The following is a 14,844-nucleotide window of genomic DNA, read 5'->3' on the forward strand; positions in this document are numbered from 1 at the left end:
GCCGATCCGCCTGGCGATTTTTCGCGCACTGGAGACGTCGTTGTCGGGCCATCTTCCAGTGCGCGAGTTTGTCCTTGCGCCTTATGCGGCGCGTTCGAGCACTTCGCGAACCTGGGCTTCGGTGGTGGCAATGGCAGCATTTGCGGCATCCGGGCCGAAGACGGTGCCTTCGACACGGATGAGCTCAACGTCGGTCAGGCCGATGAAGCCGAGCAGATGGCGCAGATATCCCGTCTGGAAATCAAACGGCGCATAGTCTCCGGCAGAGAACACACCGCCGGTCGCCGTTACGAGATAGATCTTCTTGTTGGACAGCAATCCTTTAGGGCCATCTTCTCCATAACCGAAGGTCACACCCGGCCAGATGATGTGATCGAACCAGGCCTTGAGCAGAGAGGATGGGCCGAAGTTGATCATGCTGGACCCAATGACGACGGTGTCGGCATGGCGCAGTTCATCGACCAGTGCTTCGGCGAGCCTGACGGCTTCTGCTTGTTCTGGCGTGCGGCTTTCCGATGGTATCGCACGGCCATTGATATAGGCCGGCGCAATGTGCTGCAGCGGGTTTGTCGCCAGATCGCGGACGGTGATCGTGCCGCCGGAGCGGGCTTTGAGCCCTTCCGCGATTTCCGTTGCAAAGCGAGTGGACAAGCCCTCAGTCCCACGTGGGCTTGAGGTTACGAGTAGAATGGTGGTCATGATTGCTCCCTGCGGGGTCTGGTGGTAAATAATAGTTACTGACGCTATTATGGTAACTGTGGAAATTCCCGCAAGAAGGCACATTCATGGCACTCAGTCACACTGATTTTCCTACCCCCGGTGACGGTTACGACTGCCGGATGGTACGAGAAATCCTTGATCTGGTCGGCGACAAGTGGAGCCTGTACATCATCGCCACGCTCAAGGGCGGTCCTGTCCGTTTCAACGAGTTGCGGCGCCGTATTGACGGTATCTCGCAACGGATGCTGACATTGACCTTGCGCGGGCTGGAGCGTGACGGGCTAGTAAAGCGATCGCTGTTTCCCACCATTCCGCCTCGCGTCGACTATGAGCTGACCGATGTCGGACGGACGTTGCTTGCCCCGGTGATGGCGCTCGTAACCTGGGCCGATTCCAATCAGGATATCATTCAGGACGCTCGAGTGCGCTACGACGCCGGCCTATAGCCTTTTATGGTTCTGGTGGGGGAGAGGAAAACACGAGTGGCGTCTGATCAAAACAAATCCCGCAGGCCTGCGGAGGATATGATTGATCCTAAGAGCCAGTTCCCGATCGGTCATATGGAAACTACGTGAGAGCCGCATGCGGGGGAACTGCGCCGCTGCGAGCTTCGCGCACCGTGGAGAGGATGGCGACCACGCAGGCCAAGGCAAGCGCGACAGCGCCAAGCACCGGCAAACTGCGATAGCCATATCCGCTTTCAAGCAGAGCGGCACCCACGCTTGCTGCGATCGCAATGCCGATATTGAACCCTGACGGGATGAGCGAGGAGGCAAGGCCCGGCGCATCGGCGGTCCACATCAGAATGCGAGCCTGGATAGGGGTGCCGATTGCAAAATTTAGAGCACCCCAAACGAAGATCGTCAGGCTCATCAGGACGGGATAGGGGCTTACCAGGTAAAGCACGACAAGTATGGCGGCCTGAACGGCGAGCATGACGATAAGCGAAGGCATCAGCTTCCAGTCCGACAGCCGGCCGCCAATCACAACACCCAATGTTGCCCCGACGCCATTGAGCAGGAGGACCCAGGGAATAAGCATGGCATCAAGGCCTGTCACTTCCCGCAGGAGCGGTGTTATATAGGTAAACGGCACCATCTGGCCGATCATCAAGGCCAGCATCATGATGAGGGACGTCCAGACCTGCTGGCGGCCCAGAACGCGCACTTCGCTGCTCAAGTGACTGGATTGCTGAGATTCGGCTTTCGTCGGCGGGATCAAGGCCCATATCGCGATCAATGCGAGAACGCCGACCAGGGTCATTGCCCAGAAAGTCGTACGCCATCCCCAAAGCCCGCCGATTGCCGCGCCGACAGGAACGCCGATAATATTCGAGACGGTCAAGCCTGCGAGGATCACGGAGACTGCGCGTCCTCGAAATGCCTGTGGGACGAGGCCGACTGCAACCACCATGGCAATACCGAAATAGGCGCCATGAGCGATGGCGGTTGCAACCCGGAAGAGGAGCATGGTGGCGAAGTCTGGTGCCAGCGCGCAGGCGATTTGCCCCATGCAAAAGGCGATCGTAAGTGCGACCAGAATGTTACGGCGCGAAACCTGCCGTGTCGCCATGGTGAGGAGAGGTCCGCCGAGCGCAATTCCCAACGCATAGCCGGAAACCAGATAGCCGGCAAAAGGAATCGAGACACCCAAGCCCTCGGCTACATCTGGGAGAATGCCCGCGATGACAAACTCGGTCGTGCCGAAAGCAAAGGCAGCCAGAAACAAAGCGAAGAGGGGTAAAGGCACATCCAGCTCCGATATAAAGGAATAAGGATTTCTTTATATTGCCATGAAGGAGACATCAAGTGTGAGTTGTTGTCGATGGTACTCGCCACATAACGCGGGTTCTTTCGGGTGGCTTTGAGCCGGGCGGACGCGCACCATTTTGTGGTCCGATCCTTGACAAGCGAGGAATGTTTGTGAAGTTTGGCTGTCATGAGTGAGGTGGCTGATTGGTTATCTTATACAAGTCCGATCAGTCGGAAAAACGCTGCCGAGGCAGTGTTTGAGGATATTCGTTCGGCAATCACATCGGGACGGTTGGCGGTCGGGACACGGCTGCCCGCTGAGTCGCAGCTTGCGACGCGTTATGGTGTCAGCCGCCCGATCATTCGTGAGGCGCTCCGCTCACTTCAGACACTCGGCCTTACCCAGACGCGCACCGGCAGCGGCACATATGTGGTGACCTCGACACCAGGTCCGGAGCTGCGTTATGGCGGTTATTCCGCGCGCGATCTGATCGAGGCACGGCCATTCATCGAGGTTCCGGCCGCCGGCTGGGCGGCGCTGCGGCGCACGGAGCAGCAATTGGCGCGCCTACTTGAGCTCTGCGATGAAATGGATCGAGAAGAAGATCCTTTGAAGTGGGTGAATTTAGACTCGGAATTCCATTCGACGATTGCGCAATCCTCGGGAAATGCAGTTTTCGCCAAAATCGTCGCCGATGCCCGCGACGCGTTGATGCGGCAGTCGGAACTGGTGAATATGATGGCACAGCGCCGCGTTGCCTCGAATGTCGAGCACCGCCGCATCGTCGAGGCGATTGCGGCGGGATCGGAAGAGAAGGCCATCGCGGCGATGGAGGCCCATCTCGGTCAGGTCAAGCAGGTTGTGACCACGATCATCGGCGAGGGACAGCCGCATCATTGAGAGCGGCCGGCAGGTTCGCGAGCCGCTCCGGCCGGAGTGCCTCGAAGAGTTGCTCGGCGGTCAGATATCCATGGTCCAACACGATTTCCGGCACGGTACGTCCCGTTGCCAGCGCCTCGCGGGCAACTTTGGTCGCCGCCTGATAGCCGATCAACGGATTGAGCGCTGTGGCAAGGCCGATCGATTCCTGCAACCGTTGTGCCATCAGAGCCGGATTGGCCGTGATGCCATCGACGCAGCGTGCGGCAAGGATATGGCAGGCTGCGGTCAGATGCATGATGCTTTCCGACAGCGAACGCACGATGATCGGTTCGAAGGCATTGAGCTGCAGCTGGCCAGCTTCCGCCGCCATGGTCACGGTGATGTCATTGCCGATGACGGAGAATGCCACCTGATTGACCATTTCGGGGATCACCGGATTGACCTTGCCGGGCATGATGCTCGAACCGGCCTGCATGGCAGGCAGCGTGATCTCGCCGATGCCGGCCCGCGGTCCGGACGAGAGCAGGCGCAGGTCGTTACACGTTTTCGACAGCTTGACGGCAACGCGCTTCAGAACGCCGGAAAGATGGACGAAGGCGCCGGGATCCTGTGTCGCTTCGATGAGGTCGCTTGCCGTGACCAGGGGACGGCCTGTCAACTCAGCCAAATGAGCGCAGGCAAGGGCGGCATAGCCCACCGGTGCATTGAGGCCGGTACCTATCGCCGTGGCGCCGAGGTTGACCTCATGCAGAAGTGCCGCCGATTCGATCAGGCGGGACCGGTCTTCCCCGAGCATGATGGCGAAGGTCCTGAATTCCTGGCCAAGCGTCATCGGCACGGCATCCTGCAACTGAGTGCGGCCGATCTTCAAAATGCCGTCGAACTCCTTTGCCTTGCGCTCGAAGGCCTCCTGCAGCGTCTTCATAGCCGCTGCCAGACCGTCGATCGCCTCGATCAGCGCGACATTGACAGCCGTCGGGTAGGCGTCATTGGTCGACTGGCTGAGATTGACGTGATCGTTGGGATGAAGGTGGGCATAGTCACCCTTGGCGTGGCCGAGCAATTCGAGCGCGCGGTTGGCGATGACCTCGTTGGCGTTCATGTTGGTGGAGGTGCCGGCACCACCTTGGATGACATCGACGACGAATTGTTCGTGTAGTTCGCCGGCGCGGATTTCACGGCAGGCGCGCACGATGGCGTCGAGCTTTTCCCTGCTGAGCAAGCCAAGTTCGTGATTGGCCGTGGCCGCTGCTTCCTTGACGAAGGCCAAGCCGCGGATGAGGTGCGTATAGCGGCCGATCGGCGTTCCCGTGACCTGGAAATTCTCAACCGCTCTTGCGGTGTGTACCCCCCAATAAACCTCGGCCGGAATATCCTTTTCGCCCAGCAGGTCATACTCGCTTCGCGTCTTGACCACATTATCCTCCTATGGTCGAAATCAAGTCATATCTGTCAAGCTGTAAGACAGATTTTGAAATCTGTTATCTGCTGCGGCTTACCGCGTCAATAAGTGCCGCTTGGCTTGACCTGCCGTTAATTCTGTGCCTAAGAGAAAATCTGTCATACAGCATTACAGCATTACAGCATGACCGGCGATCTCTAGTGATGATTGACGGCTTGATTAAGGCAAACGGCATCCTGTCGGGTGCAAACGAGCACCCCGGACCCGTCCACGGACAAACGGCTCAAGGGAGGAGCAATGTCAGTCGAACCCATTCAGAATATTCCGGCGGATCGCCGGCCGCCGGTCAATGAGGACCTTGGCTATCACAAGGCGCTAAAGCCACGGCAGATCCAGATGATCGCCATCGGTGGCGCCATCGGCACCGGTCTCTTCCTCGGCGCGGGCGGGCGTCTTGCAGCAGCCGGCCCGGCGCTCATCTTCGTCTACGCGCTTTGCGGCTTCTTTGCCTTTCTCGTGCTGCGGGCGCTCGGTGAACTCATCATGCATCGGCCGAGCTCCGGTTCCTTCGTCTCCTATGCCCGCGAGTTCTACGGCGAGAAGATGGCTTTCGCGGTCGGCTGGATGTATTGGCTGAACTGGGCCATGACATCAGTTGCCGACGTGACGGCCGTTGCGCTCTACATGAATTTCTTCAAGCACTACGTTCCCTGGCTTGCCGGCGTCGATCAGTGGGTTTTCGCGCTGATTGCATTGATGGTCGTGCTGGTCATGAACCTTCTGTCGGTGAAGGTCTTCGGCGAACTCGAATTCTGGTTCAGCCTGGTCAAGGTCCTGGCTCTCCTCAGCTTCCTCGCCATCGGTATCTACTTCGTCGTTTCTGGCACGCCAATTGCCGGTCATGCGCCGGGTTTCAGCATCATCAGCGACAGCGGCGGGTTCTTCCCCAATGGCATCTTGCCAGCCTTCGTCATCATACAAGGCGTGGTCTTCGCCTATGCGTCGATCGAGCTGATCGGCACGACCGCAGGCGAAACGGAAGATCCGCGCAAGGTCATGCCGGGTGCGATCCGCACGGTGGTCGCCCGCCTGCTGATCTTCTATGTCGGCTCGGTGCTGCTTCTGTCGCTGCTTCTGCCCTATACGGCGTATAAAGCTGGCGAGAGCCCCTTCGTCACCTTCTTCGGGCTGATCGGCATCAAGGGCGCCGATATCATCATGAATCTCGTCGTGTTGACCGCCGTGCTGTCCTCGCTCAATGCCGGCCTCTATTCCACCGGCCGCATCCTGCATTCGATGGCCGTCTCCGGCTCCGCGCCGGCAGCACTTGCCAAGATGAACAAGGCTGGCGTGCCGTATGTAGGCATCGCCGTAACGGCTGTCGTGACCGTCATCGGCGTGGCGTTGAACGCCGTTGTGCCATCGGCCGCTTTCGAGATTGCCCTCAATATCTCGGCACTCGGCATCATCTCTGCCTGGGGTGTCATCGTGCTGTGCCAGCTGAAACTCTGGAAGCTCTCCAAGCGTGGCGAGATGGCACGTCCCGATTTCCGCATGTTTGGTGCGCCCTATACCGGGATCCTGACGCTGGTCTTCCTCTTTGCGGTACTGGTGCTGATGGCGCTCGACTATCCGGTCGGCACCTGGACGATCGCCTCGCTTGTCCTGATCGCGCCGGCGCTGGTCATCGGCTGGTATCTGCTGCGCGACCGCATCTATCGGCTCGCGACCGAGCGGGGCCAGTCGTGACGGACGGAAAAGCCAATCCGCTGGTGGCAGTCATTGCCACCGGCGGCACCATTGCAAGCGAACGTACCGACAGCGGCGCCAGCATCCCGTCCTTGACGGGAGAAAGCCTGCTGGCACTGCTTCCCGACATGCCCGTCGATCTCAGGCCGATCGAGCTGATGGCAAAGGATTCGGCAAGCCTGACCCTCGCCGATATGCAAGGGATCAGCGACAAGGTCCGGGAATTGCTTGACGATGCCGCGGTCAGTGGCATCGTCATTCTGCATGGTACGGACGCGATGGAAGAGACGGCACTGCTCATTCATCTGCAACACGGGCTGAGCAAGCCGGTCGTGTTCACGGGTGCGCAATTCACCGCCGATCATCCCAAGGCCGATGGTCCCACCAACCTCGCCGCAGCCGTCGCTGCCGCCATCGAGCCGGCCAATGCCAGCCGTGGCGTGCTTGTCTGTTTCGGCGGCCGGCTGTTGCCGGCTTGGGGGCTCTACAAGCGGTCCTCGGATGTCGCCGATGCCTTCAGGCAGTCGCGGCAACTTGAAAATCCGCCGAGCCCGCGCCTTGCCGCAACCCTCGATAGCGTTCGTGTCGATGTCGTGGCGATCTATCCGGGCTGTGACTCGGTGCATGTGGATGCAAGCCTGAGGGCCGATGCCCATGGCATCGTTCTGGCTGCCCTCGGTTCGGGCAACGCCAATCCGCGCCTGGTCGAAGCCGTCAGGCGCTGCGTCGGCGTCGGTGTACCTGTCGTCGTGTCCAGCCGGGTGCCGGACGGATTGCTTGTTTCAAGCTATGGCGGTGGCGGTGGCGGACATGATCTTGCCGAAGCCGGTGCAATCCATTCCTCCACGCTGCGGCCGGGGCAGGCGAGGGTTTTGCTGGCCGCGCTCGTTGCTTCCGGCGCGAGCAGCGAGGCAATCGAACACGCGTTTGCGGACTTCGCCGGCAACAAGGCGCCCTGATTGCGAGCCATGGAAACGGGCCGGCCGTTGGATGACGGCGCGGCCCGGACATTCGCGGAATTGTGTCGTCGTCAAGCCGTGTGCGCAGCCTTGGCGACGACGACCGGGATCAAGAGATCACCCCAGTTGCCGTTGCCGCCATGGTGGCGAGCCGAGCGGACGAGTTCGACTGAAACGCCGGCTTCGACGGCATTCATGACGGCCTGGTTGAGGCGATGCAGCTCGTTGGCCAACATGCGGATGACGGCCTGCTGATCGGTATTCATCGTGAGAGACTGCTCCTCGGCTCTCTCGCGAACGCGTGCTATCGATGGCATTTCATTCTCCTCCTATGATCTTGATATCACTCTGCTGCCGGCTTGAACTGGGCATGCTCGGTCGATCCATGCATGGCCGTCGTCGATGATTGGCCGCCGGTGATCGCCAGCGAGACCGCATCGAAATAGCCGGTACCCACTTCGCGCTGATGCTTGGTGGCGGTATAGCCATTGGCTTCGGCGGCGAATTCCGCTTCCTGCAGTTCGGAATAGGCCGCCATCTGGCGGGTCTTGTAACTCCGTGCGAGCTCGAACATGCCGAAATTCAGCTGGTGGAAGCCGGCAAGCGTGATGAACTGGAACTTGTAGCCCATTGCCCCCAGTTCGCGCTGGAACTTGGCGATCGTCGCATCGTCCAGGTTTTTCTTCCAGTTGAACGACGGCGAGCAATTATAGGCCAGCAGCTTGCCGGGGTGGACCCGATGCACGCCTTCGGCAAATTTGCGCGCCTGCTCGAGATCCGGCTTCGACGTCTCGCACCAGATGAGGTCGCAATGCGGCGCATAGGCGACGGCGCGGGCGATGCAGGGCTCGATGCCGTTCCTGACCTGATAGAAGCCTTCGACCGTCCGTCCGGCATCGTAGTCGACGAAGGGCTGGTCGCGCTCGTCGATGTCAGACGTCAGAAGTTTGGCTGCTTCGGCATCGGTGCGCGCAACGACGAGCGTCGGTACGCCCATGACATCGGCGGCAAGCCGAGCTGCGTTGAGATTACGGATATGGGCAGCGGTCGGGATAAGAACCTTGCCGCCGAGATGGCCGCACTTCTTCTCCGATGCGAGCTGATCTTCGAAATGAACGCCGGCGGCCCCCGCTTCGATATAGGCTTTCATGATCTCGAAAGCGTTCAATGGCCCCCCGAAGCCCGCTTCAGCATCCGCAACGATCGGCGCTAACCATGTGTCGACGGAAAGCTCTTTGCCTTCGGCAGTCTCGATCTGGTCGGCGCGTTGGAGGGTGCGATTGATGCGCTTTGCCAGCTCCGGACCGGCATTGGCGGGATAAAGCGACTGATCCGGATACATGGCAGACGCCGTATTGGCGTCGGCAGCAACCTGCCATCCCGAGAGATAGATCGCCTTCAGTCCGGCGCGAACCATCTGCATGGCCTGGTTGCCCGAGAGCGCACCGAGCGCATTGACGAAATCCTCTTCGTGAATGAGCTGCCAGAGGCGGTTCGCACCCATCTCGGCAAGTGAGTGGCGGATCGTGATCGATCCGCGCAACCGCTCGACATCGGCGGCCTGATACGGGCGCTCGACACCATCGAAACGCCCGGCAGGCGCGCTGGGAACCAGTTTGTAAAAATCTGTCATGCGATTCTCCCGATACTTTCTCTCGACCCTTCGATCGATCTCGATTGCATGACTGTTTTTACAATATCGATGCTGCAGGAGCGAGAAAAACCGGAAAATCCCGTTAGATAAAAGGGTTATGATGTGCTATTGTTGACATCGGTCTTCGGTAAAATTGTAAATCTTGTAAAATATTGCCGGCGAAGGACTTGTAAAAGGTATGACACATGGTTGAGCGCAAGATCTTTGCCGGCCCGAAGGTTCGGCGCATCCGCATGGGTCTCGGTCTGACGCAGACGACGATGGCGCAGGCGCTTGATATCTCGCCGTCCTATCTCAATCTCATCGAGCGCAATCAGCGACCCTTGACCGTGCAACTGCTTTTGAAACTGTCGGCGGTCTATAAGGTCGATCTCGACGAACTGCAGGGTGAACAGGGCGGCAGTGCAGGGCAGTTGCGTGAAGTCTTTGCCGACCCATTGCTTGCCGGAGAGATCCCAGGCGATCAGGAACTGATCGAACTTGCCGACGCCGCACCGAATGCGGCAAACGGCATGGTCAAGCTTTATCGAGCCTATCGTGAGCAGGCGGCAAGGCTGTCCGATCTCGCCGAGCTCCTATCGCGCGAGGGCAGAGTTGCCGATGTTACCGGACCGCGTCTGCCGCTCGACGAGGTTCACGATCGCCTGCAGTCGCGTCCGAATTTCTTTGCCCGCGTCGAAGATGCTGCGGAGACTTTCCACGAACGCCTGTCGCCTGGCGATGACATCGTGGGCGCGTTGAAGGCCTGGATGAAGGGCGAGCATGGTATAGCGGTGCGTCTGTTGCCGGTACGCGCCATGCCCGGCTTGCGTCGGCGCTACGATCGGCATTCGATGCGGCTTTTCCTGTCCGAGCGGCTGTCGCCCTTCGATCAGCTCAGGGAGATTGCGACGGAAGTCTCGCTTCTGGTGATGCGTGAGGAGATCGCCGCCGAGCTGAACACCCTCGCGCTTTCGACGCCCGAAGCCAATCGCATCGCCCGTTTCGAGCTGGCGCGTTATGCTTCCCATGCGCTTCTCATGCCGTATGGCGCCTATCTCTCGGCGGCGCAGCGGCTGCATTGCGATATCGAGGGTCTGAGTGCTCGTTTCGGCGTTTCCTATGAGCAAGCCGCCACGCGGCTGACCAGTCTGCAGCGTCCTGGCGCATCCGGCATTCCGTTTTTCCTGATGGAGATCGACAATGCCGGCCATCGCCTGCGCAAGGCGGGGGCGCAAGGCTTTCCGCAAGCGCGCTTCGGCGGCGGCTGTCCGAAACTTAACATCCATGCCGCCTTCGCTCAGCCCGGACAGATATTGGTGGACGCTACCCAGATGCCCGACGGTGCCGGCTTTCTGACCGTATCGCGAACGATCGAGGGGCCGCGGGCCGACTTCGGAGAAAGGGTGCGCCGCACGGCACTTCTCATCGGCTGCGATATCGCCCATCGCGACGAGGTGGTCTATGGGAAGGCGCTGGGTAGCGATCAGGTCATGATCGGTCCTGCCTGTCGCCTATGCGAACGCCAGGGTTGTCTGGTAAGAGCCGAACCGCCAGTCACGCGCCCGCTCGGCCTCGATGAAATGGCGGCCGGCCTGAGCGTGTTCGATTTTCAGTGACTGCGTTGATCATTGTCGTTCAGAAGGGGAGCTGCGACGCCAAGCCTCGGCTCCTCTCTTATTCGCTCCTGCGGGCAAATCAGGCATAAAGTCCGAACTGTGCAGTATGCAGCCGCGCATAAGCGCCGCGGCGAGCAAGCAACTCGTCATGCGATCCCTGTTCGACAATGCCGTTGTCGCCCATGACGATGATGCGGTCGGCGTTGCGGATCGTCGACAGCCGGTGTGCGACAACCAGGGTCGTGCGTCCTTTCGCAAGCTCCGATAGAGCCTGCTGGATCGCATATTCGGTCGCGGTATCGAGCGCGGACGTAGCCTCATCGAGAATGAGGATCGGTGGATCTTTCAGGAAGATGCGGGCGATCGCGAGACGCTGTTTCTGTCCGCCGGAAAGCTTGACGCCGCGCTCGCCCGTCGGCGTATCGAGGCCGGCGGGCAGGGACCGGACGAATTCGTCCAGCGAGGCGCGCTGCAACGCCTTCATGATGTCTTCGTCCGTCGCACCGAGCTTTCCGTAGGCGATGTTCTCGCGAATGGTCGAGCCGAACAGAAAGACGTCCTGCTGGACGATGCCGATCTGGCTGCGCAGCGACGCTTGGGTCATGTCGCGGATATCGATGCCGTCGATCGTGATGCTGCCGGCTGTTACGTCATAGAAGCGGGGTAGCAGCGAGCAGATCGTGGTCTTGCCCGTGCCGGAGGCGCCCACAAAAGCGACGGTTTCGCCCGCGGCAATTGTCAGGGAGAGATCCTTGAAGATCGTTGTCTGATCGGAATAACCGAAGGCAACGGCATTATAGGCAATATCCCCTTTCAGATGATCGACTGAAATCGCATTCGGCCGGTCGGCGAGATCCGGTTCGGTATCGATCAGCGACAGGAAGCGTTTGAAACCCGCAATGCCCTTGGGATAGGTCTCGATGACCGAGGTGATCTTGTCGATCGGACGGAAGAACACGTTGATCAGCAGTAGGAAACTGATGAAGCCGCCATAGCTCAGCTCTCCCGATATGACGAACCAGGTTCCCGCCATCATCACGAGGAGCTGTACCAGGCGGGTGCTGAAATAGCTGAGCGCAATGCTTGCCGTCATATAGGCGTAGCCATCCAGCTTGGTCGCCTTGTAGTCCTCGTTGTCGCTGGCAAACAGCTGGCTTTCATATCGCTCGTTGGCGAAGGCCTTGACCACCCGGATGCCGCCGACTGTTTCCTGCATGCGTGTGTTGAAGTTACCGACCTTGCCGAACAGGCTGCGCGAATTCAGCGTCATCTTCGAACCGTAGCGGCTGACGAGCCAGGTCATGAACGGCACGATGGTCGTCGTCAGCAGCGCGAGCTTCCAGTGGACGCTGAACATCAGCAGGAAGGCGCCGATGAAGGTCATGATGGCAATGAACAGGTCCTCGGGGCCATGATGGGCGATCTCGCCCACTTCCTCGAGATCCTTGGTAACGTGGGTGATCAGATGACCGGTGCGGTTGTTGTCGAAATAGCGGAAGGAGAGCTTCTGGATATGATCGAAAGCCTGGCGGCGCATGTCGGACTCGATCGAGATGCCAAGCGCATGGCCCCAATAGTTGACGATAGCCGAAAGGCCGGTTGCCACCGCATAGACAACAAGCAAGAGAGCAGCGGTCGCGAAAATCAGACCCCAGTCGCGGCCGGGCAGCAGTTGGTCGACGAAAACCTTGACGGCCAGCGGGAAGCCGAGCTCCAGAAGGCCGGCAAGCACGGCACAGCCGAAATCGAGAAGGAACAGCGTCTTGTAGCGGGCATAGTAGGAAAAGAAACGACGAAGCATGATTAATGCCCTCCATGGGCATTGAAGAGGACCGGGGAGACAAGAACGGACCGAACGACAGCCCGAATTCGGCGTTGCCGTTCAGCGTCAGTGGGTGCCGAAATTTCTCATCTGGCGATCCTCCTGCTTGAGTCGCGCGTTTGGTATAACCGACGCGTGCAACCTTGTCACCTCTATGGCGGTGAGTAACCGCTGCTGGGCTGGGACTGCGGTTTGGAGGTACAAAGATGTGCGTTTTGAATGGTGTAGCCGCCCCGAGACAAATCTCTGTCGGCAACCATGAACTCGCAATGTGTGCTGTCGAGAATATCGCTCGTCCTGGCTTTCAAAGCGAATGCGTTCGGAGGATCACGTCGGCTCGCGTCGGTGCTCCGGATCTTCCACCAAACGACTCGCACTTGATGGCGGCAGCGATAGAGGAAAAGCGGATTGCATCTGCGGGTGCCATTCTTTCCGCGACTGCGAGCGCGAAGGCGCCGTGGAAGATGTCCCCTGCGGCGAGTGTATCGACGGCTTTGACGGAAATGGTCGGGCAATGCGCCACGTCATTGTTTTGCTCGTCGAACCAATAGCTGCCGGCCGCCCCTGCCGTCACGCAAATGAAGGCATGATCGAATCGCTGTTCCAGAAGATGCGTCATCTCGGACACATTGCTTGTTCCCGTCAGGCGCTGAGCAGCCGGTTCGGAAAAAACGATATGCGTCGCTTCCGGCGCCAGCTGCTCGATGATGCCGTCGGGCGCCACGTCGCCGTCGAGAATAGCGGGCTTGCCCATCGCTCTGGCAGCTTTGAGAACCTGCAGCGCCAGCGCTGGCCAGCGCACGTCGACCAGTGTGGCGTCGAACGCGGCAATATCATCTGTCGCAAATTTCTTCACCGTATGATGCAACTTCGGATCGTAGAAGGGAACGATCAGCCTTTCTCCATCATCGTCCACCAGAATGGTCGAGACGGCAGAGCGTGCGCCTTCCACCTGAGAAATCCCACCGACATTGATGCCGGCAGCACCGAGATCGTGGATAATGCGCTCGCCGGTATCGTCGCGGCCAACGGCACCCCAGAGGCTCGCCTCGCCACCGAGGCGGGCAATGGCATAGGCGGCGCTGGAGGCCATGCCTTCCGCGATCTGCAGCATGTCATAGGGCAGGACCTTTCCCTGGCCCTGCGGAAGAGTGCGGACGCGAAAGAGCGTATCCAGAACGGCAGCACCGACGCAAAGAATGTGCTTGGCCTTGCCGATGGGTGGATCGAAGATGGACAAAGGGCTCAAAGCCGTTTTCCGCTCGCCTTGTCGAACAGATGGATGCTTGCCCGATTGATCGCAATTTCTATCTTGTCGCCGAAGCGGATGTCCAGCCGCTCGCGGAACAGGCACGAGATTTCCTCACCGCCACAATCGAGCTTGGCGTAGATCTCAGACCCGGTGCCTTCGACAATGCCGACCCGGGCGGACAGGCCGCTCGCCGCAGCGCGGATATGTTCGGGCCGGATGCCATAGACAAGTGGGTGTCCGCCATGCTGCGCGCTCGGAAAGCCCTCCGGCAAGGGCAGGATGAGGCCCTTGTCGCTGCGGAAGACGCCTTCCTCGATCCTGCCGTCGATGAAGTTCATCGAGGGCGAACCGATGAAGCCGGCGACGAACAGGTTGGCCGGACGATCATAGAGGTCGAGAGGTGCACCGACCTGCTCGATGAGGCCGCCATGCAGCACGACGATCTTGTCGGCCATGGTCATCGCCTCGACCTGATCATGCGTCACGTAGATCGTCGTCGTGCCGACGCGCTGATGCATGGACTTGATCTCGCCGCGCATCTGCACGCGCAGTTTTGCGTCGAGATTGGAGAGCGGCTCGTCGAACAGAAAGACTTGCGGATCGCGCACCAGCGCACGCCCCATGGCGACGCGCTGGCGTTGGCCGCCGGAAAGCTGGCGAGGCAGCCGATCCAGCAGATTTTCAAGGCCGAGAACGGCCGCCGCCTTTTGCACCTTGCCGGCGATTTCGGAAGCGTTTGCCTTTTTCAGCTTCAGCGCAAAGCCCATGTTTTCGGCGACCGTCATATGCGGATAGAGTGCGTAGTTCTGGAAGACCATCGCAATGTCGCGATCGCGCGCTGGAAGATGGCTGACTTCGCGCCGGCCAATGTGGATCTCACCATCGCTGACCTCTTCGAGCCCGGCGATCATCCGCAGCAGCGTAGACTTGCCGCAGCCTGAAGGGCCGACGAGGACGACGAATTCGCCGTCGGCGATATCGACGCTGATATCGTGAATGACCTTCACCTGGCCGTAGCGCTTCTGGATGTTCTGTATATTGACGGGTGCCATGA

Annotated in this window: 13 protein-coding genes; 5 read left to right on the forward strand and 8 right to left on the reverse strand. The window is 59.7% G+C overall.

What is annotated here, in order from left to right; genetic code table 11:
* Positions 1-81: 81 nt before the first annotated feature.
* Positions 82-699 (reverse strand): FMN-dependent NADH-azoreductase, encoded by a 618-nt coding sequence (locus tag GA0061100_RS17985; RefSeq protein WP_075854075.1) that lies wholly within the window; start codon positions 697-699, stop codon positions 82-84.
* 86 nt (positions 700-785) lie between these two features.
* On the opposite strand from GA0061100_RS17985, the gene GA0061100_RS17990 reads away from it, so the two are divergent.
* Entirely contained in the window at positions 786-1,166 is a 381-nt protein-coding gene (locus GA0061100_RS17990; protein WP_075854076.1) for a winged helix-turn-helix transcriptional regulator, read from the forward strand.
* 121 nt (positions 1,167-1,287) lie between these two features.
* On the opposite strand, the gene GA0061100_RS17995 is transcribed toward GA0061100_RS17990, so the two are convergent.
* Positions 1,288-2,469, reverse strand: a complete 1,182-nt coding sequence (locus GA0061100_RS17995; RefSeq protein WP_075854077.1) for an MFS transporter — start codon at positions 2,467-2,469, stop codon at positions 1,288-1,290.
* 189 nt (positions 2,470-2,658) lie between these two features.
* Between GA0061100_RS17995 and GA0061100_RS18000 the strand changes: the two genes are divergently transcribed.
* Positions 2,659-3,372 carry a FadR/GntR family transcriptional regulator gene (locus GA0061100_RS18000; protein WP_075854078.1) on the forward strand — a complete coding sequence of 238 codons (714 nt, stop codon included), beginning with the start codon at positions 2,659-2,661 and terminating at the stop codon, positions 3,370-3,372.
* Here GA0061100_RS18000 and GA0061100_RS18005 read toward each other — a convergent pair.
* A complete protein-coding gene (locus GA0061100_RS18005; RefSeq protein WP_075854079.1) occupies positions 3,344-4,771 on the reverse strand; it encodes an aspartate ammonia-lyase in 1,428 nt (475 codons plus the stop codon). The two genes, GA0061100_RS18000 and GA0061100_RS18005, sit on opposite strands and share 29 nt — an antisense overlap.
* A 282-nt stretch (positions 4,772-5,053) precedes the next feature.
* Here GA0061100_RS18005 and GA0061100_RS18010 point away from each other — a divergent pair, with 282 nt between their 5' ends.
* Both GA0061100_RS18010 and GA0061100_RS18015 read left to right on the forward strand, forming a co-directional pair.
* A complete protein-coding gene (locus GA0061100_RS18010; RefSeq protein WP_075854080.1) occupies positions 5,054-6,505 on the forward strand; it encodes an amino acid permease in 1,452 nt (483 codons plus the stop codon).
* Positions 6,502-7,464, forward strand: a complete 963-nt coding sequence (locus tag GA0061100_RS18015; RefSeq protein ID WP_075854081.1) for an asparaginase — start codon at positions 6,502-6,504, stop codon at positions 7,462-7,464. The genes GA0061100_RS18010 and GA0061100_RS18015 overlap by 4 nt, the downstream gene beginning before the upstream one ends.
* Before the next feature lie 71 nt (positions 7,465-7,535).
* Here GA0061100_RS18015 and GA0061100_RS18020 read toward each other — a convergent pair whose 3' ends face one another.
* Together GA0061100_RS18020 and aceA are read right to left on the reverse strand one after the other, a co-directional pair.
* Complete coding sequence (locus tag GA0061100_RS18020) at positions 7,536-7,781, reverse strand: SMc00767 family acetate metabolism repressor (RefSeq protein WP_075854082.1); 246 nt, start codon at positions 7,779-7,781, stop codon at positions 7,536-7,538.
* 26 nt (positions 7,782-7,807) lie between these two features.
* Positions 7,808-9,097, reverse strand: a complete 1,290-nt coding sequence (gene aceA, locus GA0061100_RS18025) for an isocitrate lyase (protein ID WP_075854083.1) — start codon at positions 9,095-9,097, stop codon at positions 7,808-7,810.
* Between the two features lie 206 nt (positions 9,098-9,303).
* On the opposite strand from aceA, the gene GA0061100_RS18030 reads away from it, so the two are divergent.
* Complete coding sequence (locus tag GA0061100_RS18030) at positions 9,304-10,716, forward strand: helix-turn-helix domain-containing protein (RefSeq protein ID WP_075854084.1); 1,413 nt, start codon at positions 9,304-9,306, stop codon at positions 10,714-10,716.
* Between the two features lie 79 nt (positions 10,717-10,795).
* Here GA0061100_RS18030 and GA0061100_RS18035 read toward each other — a convergent pair whose 3' ends face one another.
* The 3 genes from GA0061100_RS18035 to GA0061100_RS18045 form a co-directional block, all read right to left on the reverse strand.
* Positions 10,796-12,517, reverse strand: a complete 1,722-nt coding sequence (locus tag GA0061100_RS18035) for an ABC transporter ATP-binding protein (RefSeq protein WP_075854085.1) — start codon at positions 12,515-12,517, stop codon at positions 10,796-10,798.
* A gap of 325 nt (positions 12,518-12,842) precedes the next feature.
* Positions 12,843-13,787, reverse strand: a complete 945-nt coding sequence (locus GA0061100_RS18040; protein WP_075854086.1) for a sugar kinase — start codon at positions 13,785-13,787, stop codon at positions 12,843-12,845.
* Positions 13,784-14,842: an ABC transporter ATP-binding protein gene (locus GA0061100_RS18045; protein WP_075854087.1), complete on the reverse strand. Its 1,059-nt coding sequence runs from the start codon at positions 14,840-14,842 to the stop codon at positions 13,784-13,786. The genes GA0061100_RS18040 and GA0061100_RS18045 overlap by 4 nt, the downstream gene beginning before the upstream one ends.
* Between the last annotated feature and the right edge of the window lie 2 nt (positions 14,843-14,844).

Source organism: Martinezella hainanensis, assembly GCF_900094555.1.
Classification (GTDB): Bacteria; Pseudomonadota; Alphaproteobacteria; order Rhizobiales; family Rhizobiaceae; genus Rhizobium; species Rhizobium hainanense.

Bases quoted from the DNA above. Each gene is read 5' to 3' on its own strand.
- GA0061100_RS18020 (WP_075854082.1), bottom strand. From the start codon at position 7,781: ATGCCATCGATAGCACGCGTTCGCGAGAGAGCCGAGGAGCAGTCTCTC.
- GA0061100_RS18035 (WP_075854085.1), bottom strand. From the start codon at position 12,517: ATGCTTCGTCGTTTCTTTTCCTACTATGCCCGCTACAAGACGCTGTTC.
- GA0061100_RS18045 (WP_075854087.1), bottom strand. From the start codon at position 14,842: ATGGCACCCGTCAATATACAGAACATCCAGAAGCGCTACGGCCAGGTG.
- aceA (WP_075854083.1), bottom strand. From the start codon at position 9,097: ATGACAGATTTTTACAAACTGGTTCCCAGCGCGCCTGCCGGGCGTTTC.
- GA0061100_RS17985 (WP_075854075.1), bottom strand. From the start codon at position 699: ATGACCACCATTCTACTCGTAACCTCAAGCCCACGTGGGACTGAGGGC.
- GA0061100_RS18000 (WP_075854078.1), top strand. From the start codon at position 2,659: ATGAGTGAGGTGGCTGATTGGTTATCTTATACAAGTCCGATCAGTCGG.
- GA0061100_RS18030 (WP_075854084.1), top strand. From the start codon at position 9,304: ATGGTTGAGCGCAAGATCTTTGCCGGCCCGAAGGTTCGGCGCATCCGC.
- GA0061100_RS17990 (WP_075854076.1), top strand. From the start codon at position 786: ATGGCACTCAGTCACACTGATTTTCCTACCCCCGGTGACGGTTACGAC.
- GA0061100_RS18010 (WP_075854080.1), top strand. From the start codon at position 5,054: ATGTCAGTCGAACCCATTCAGAATATTCCGGCGGATCGCCGGCCGCCG.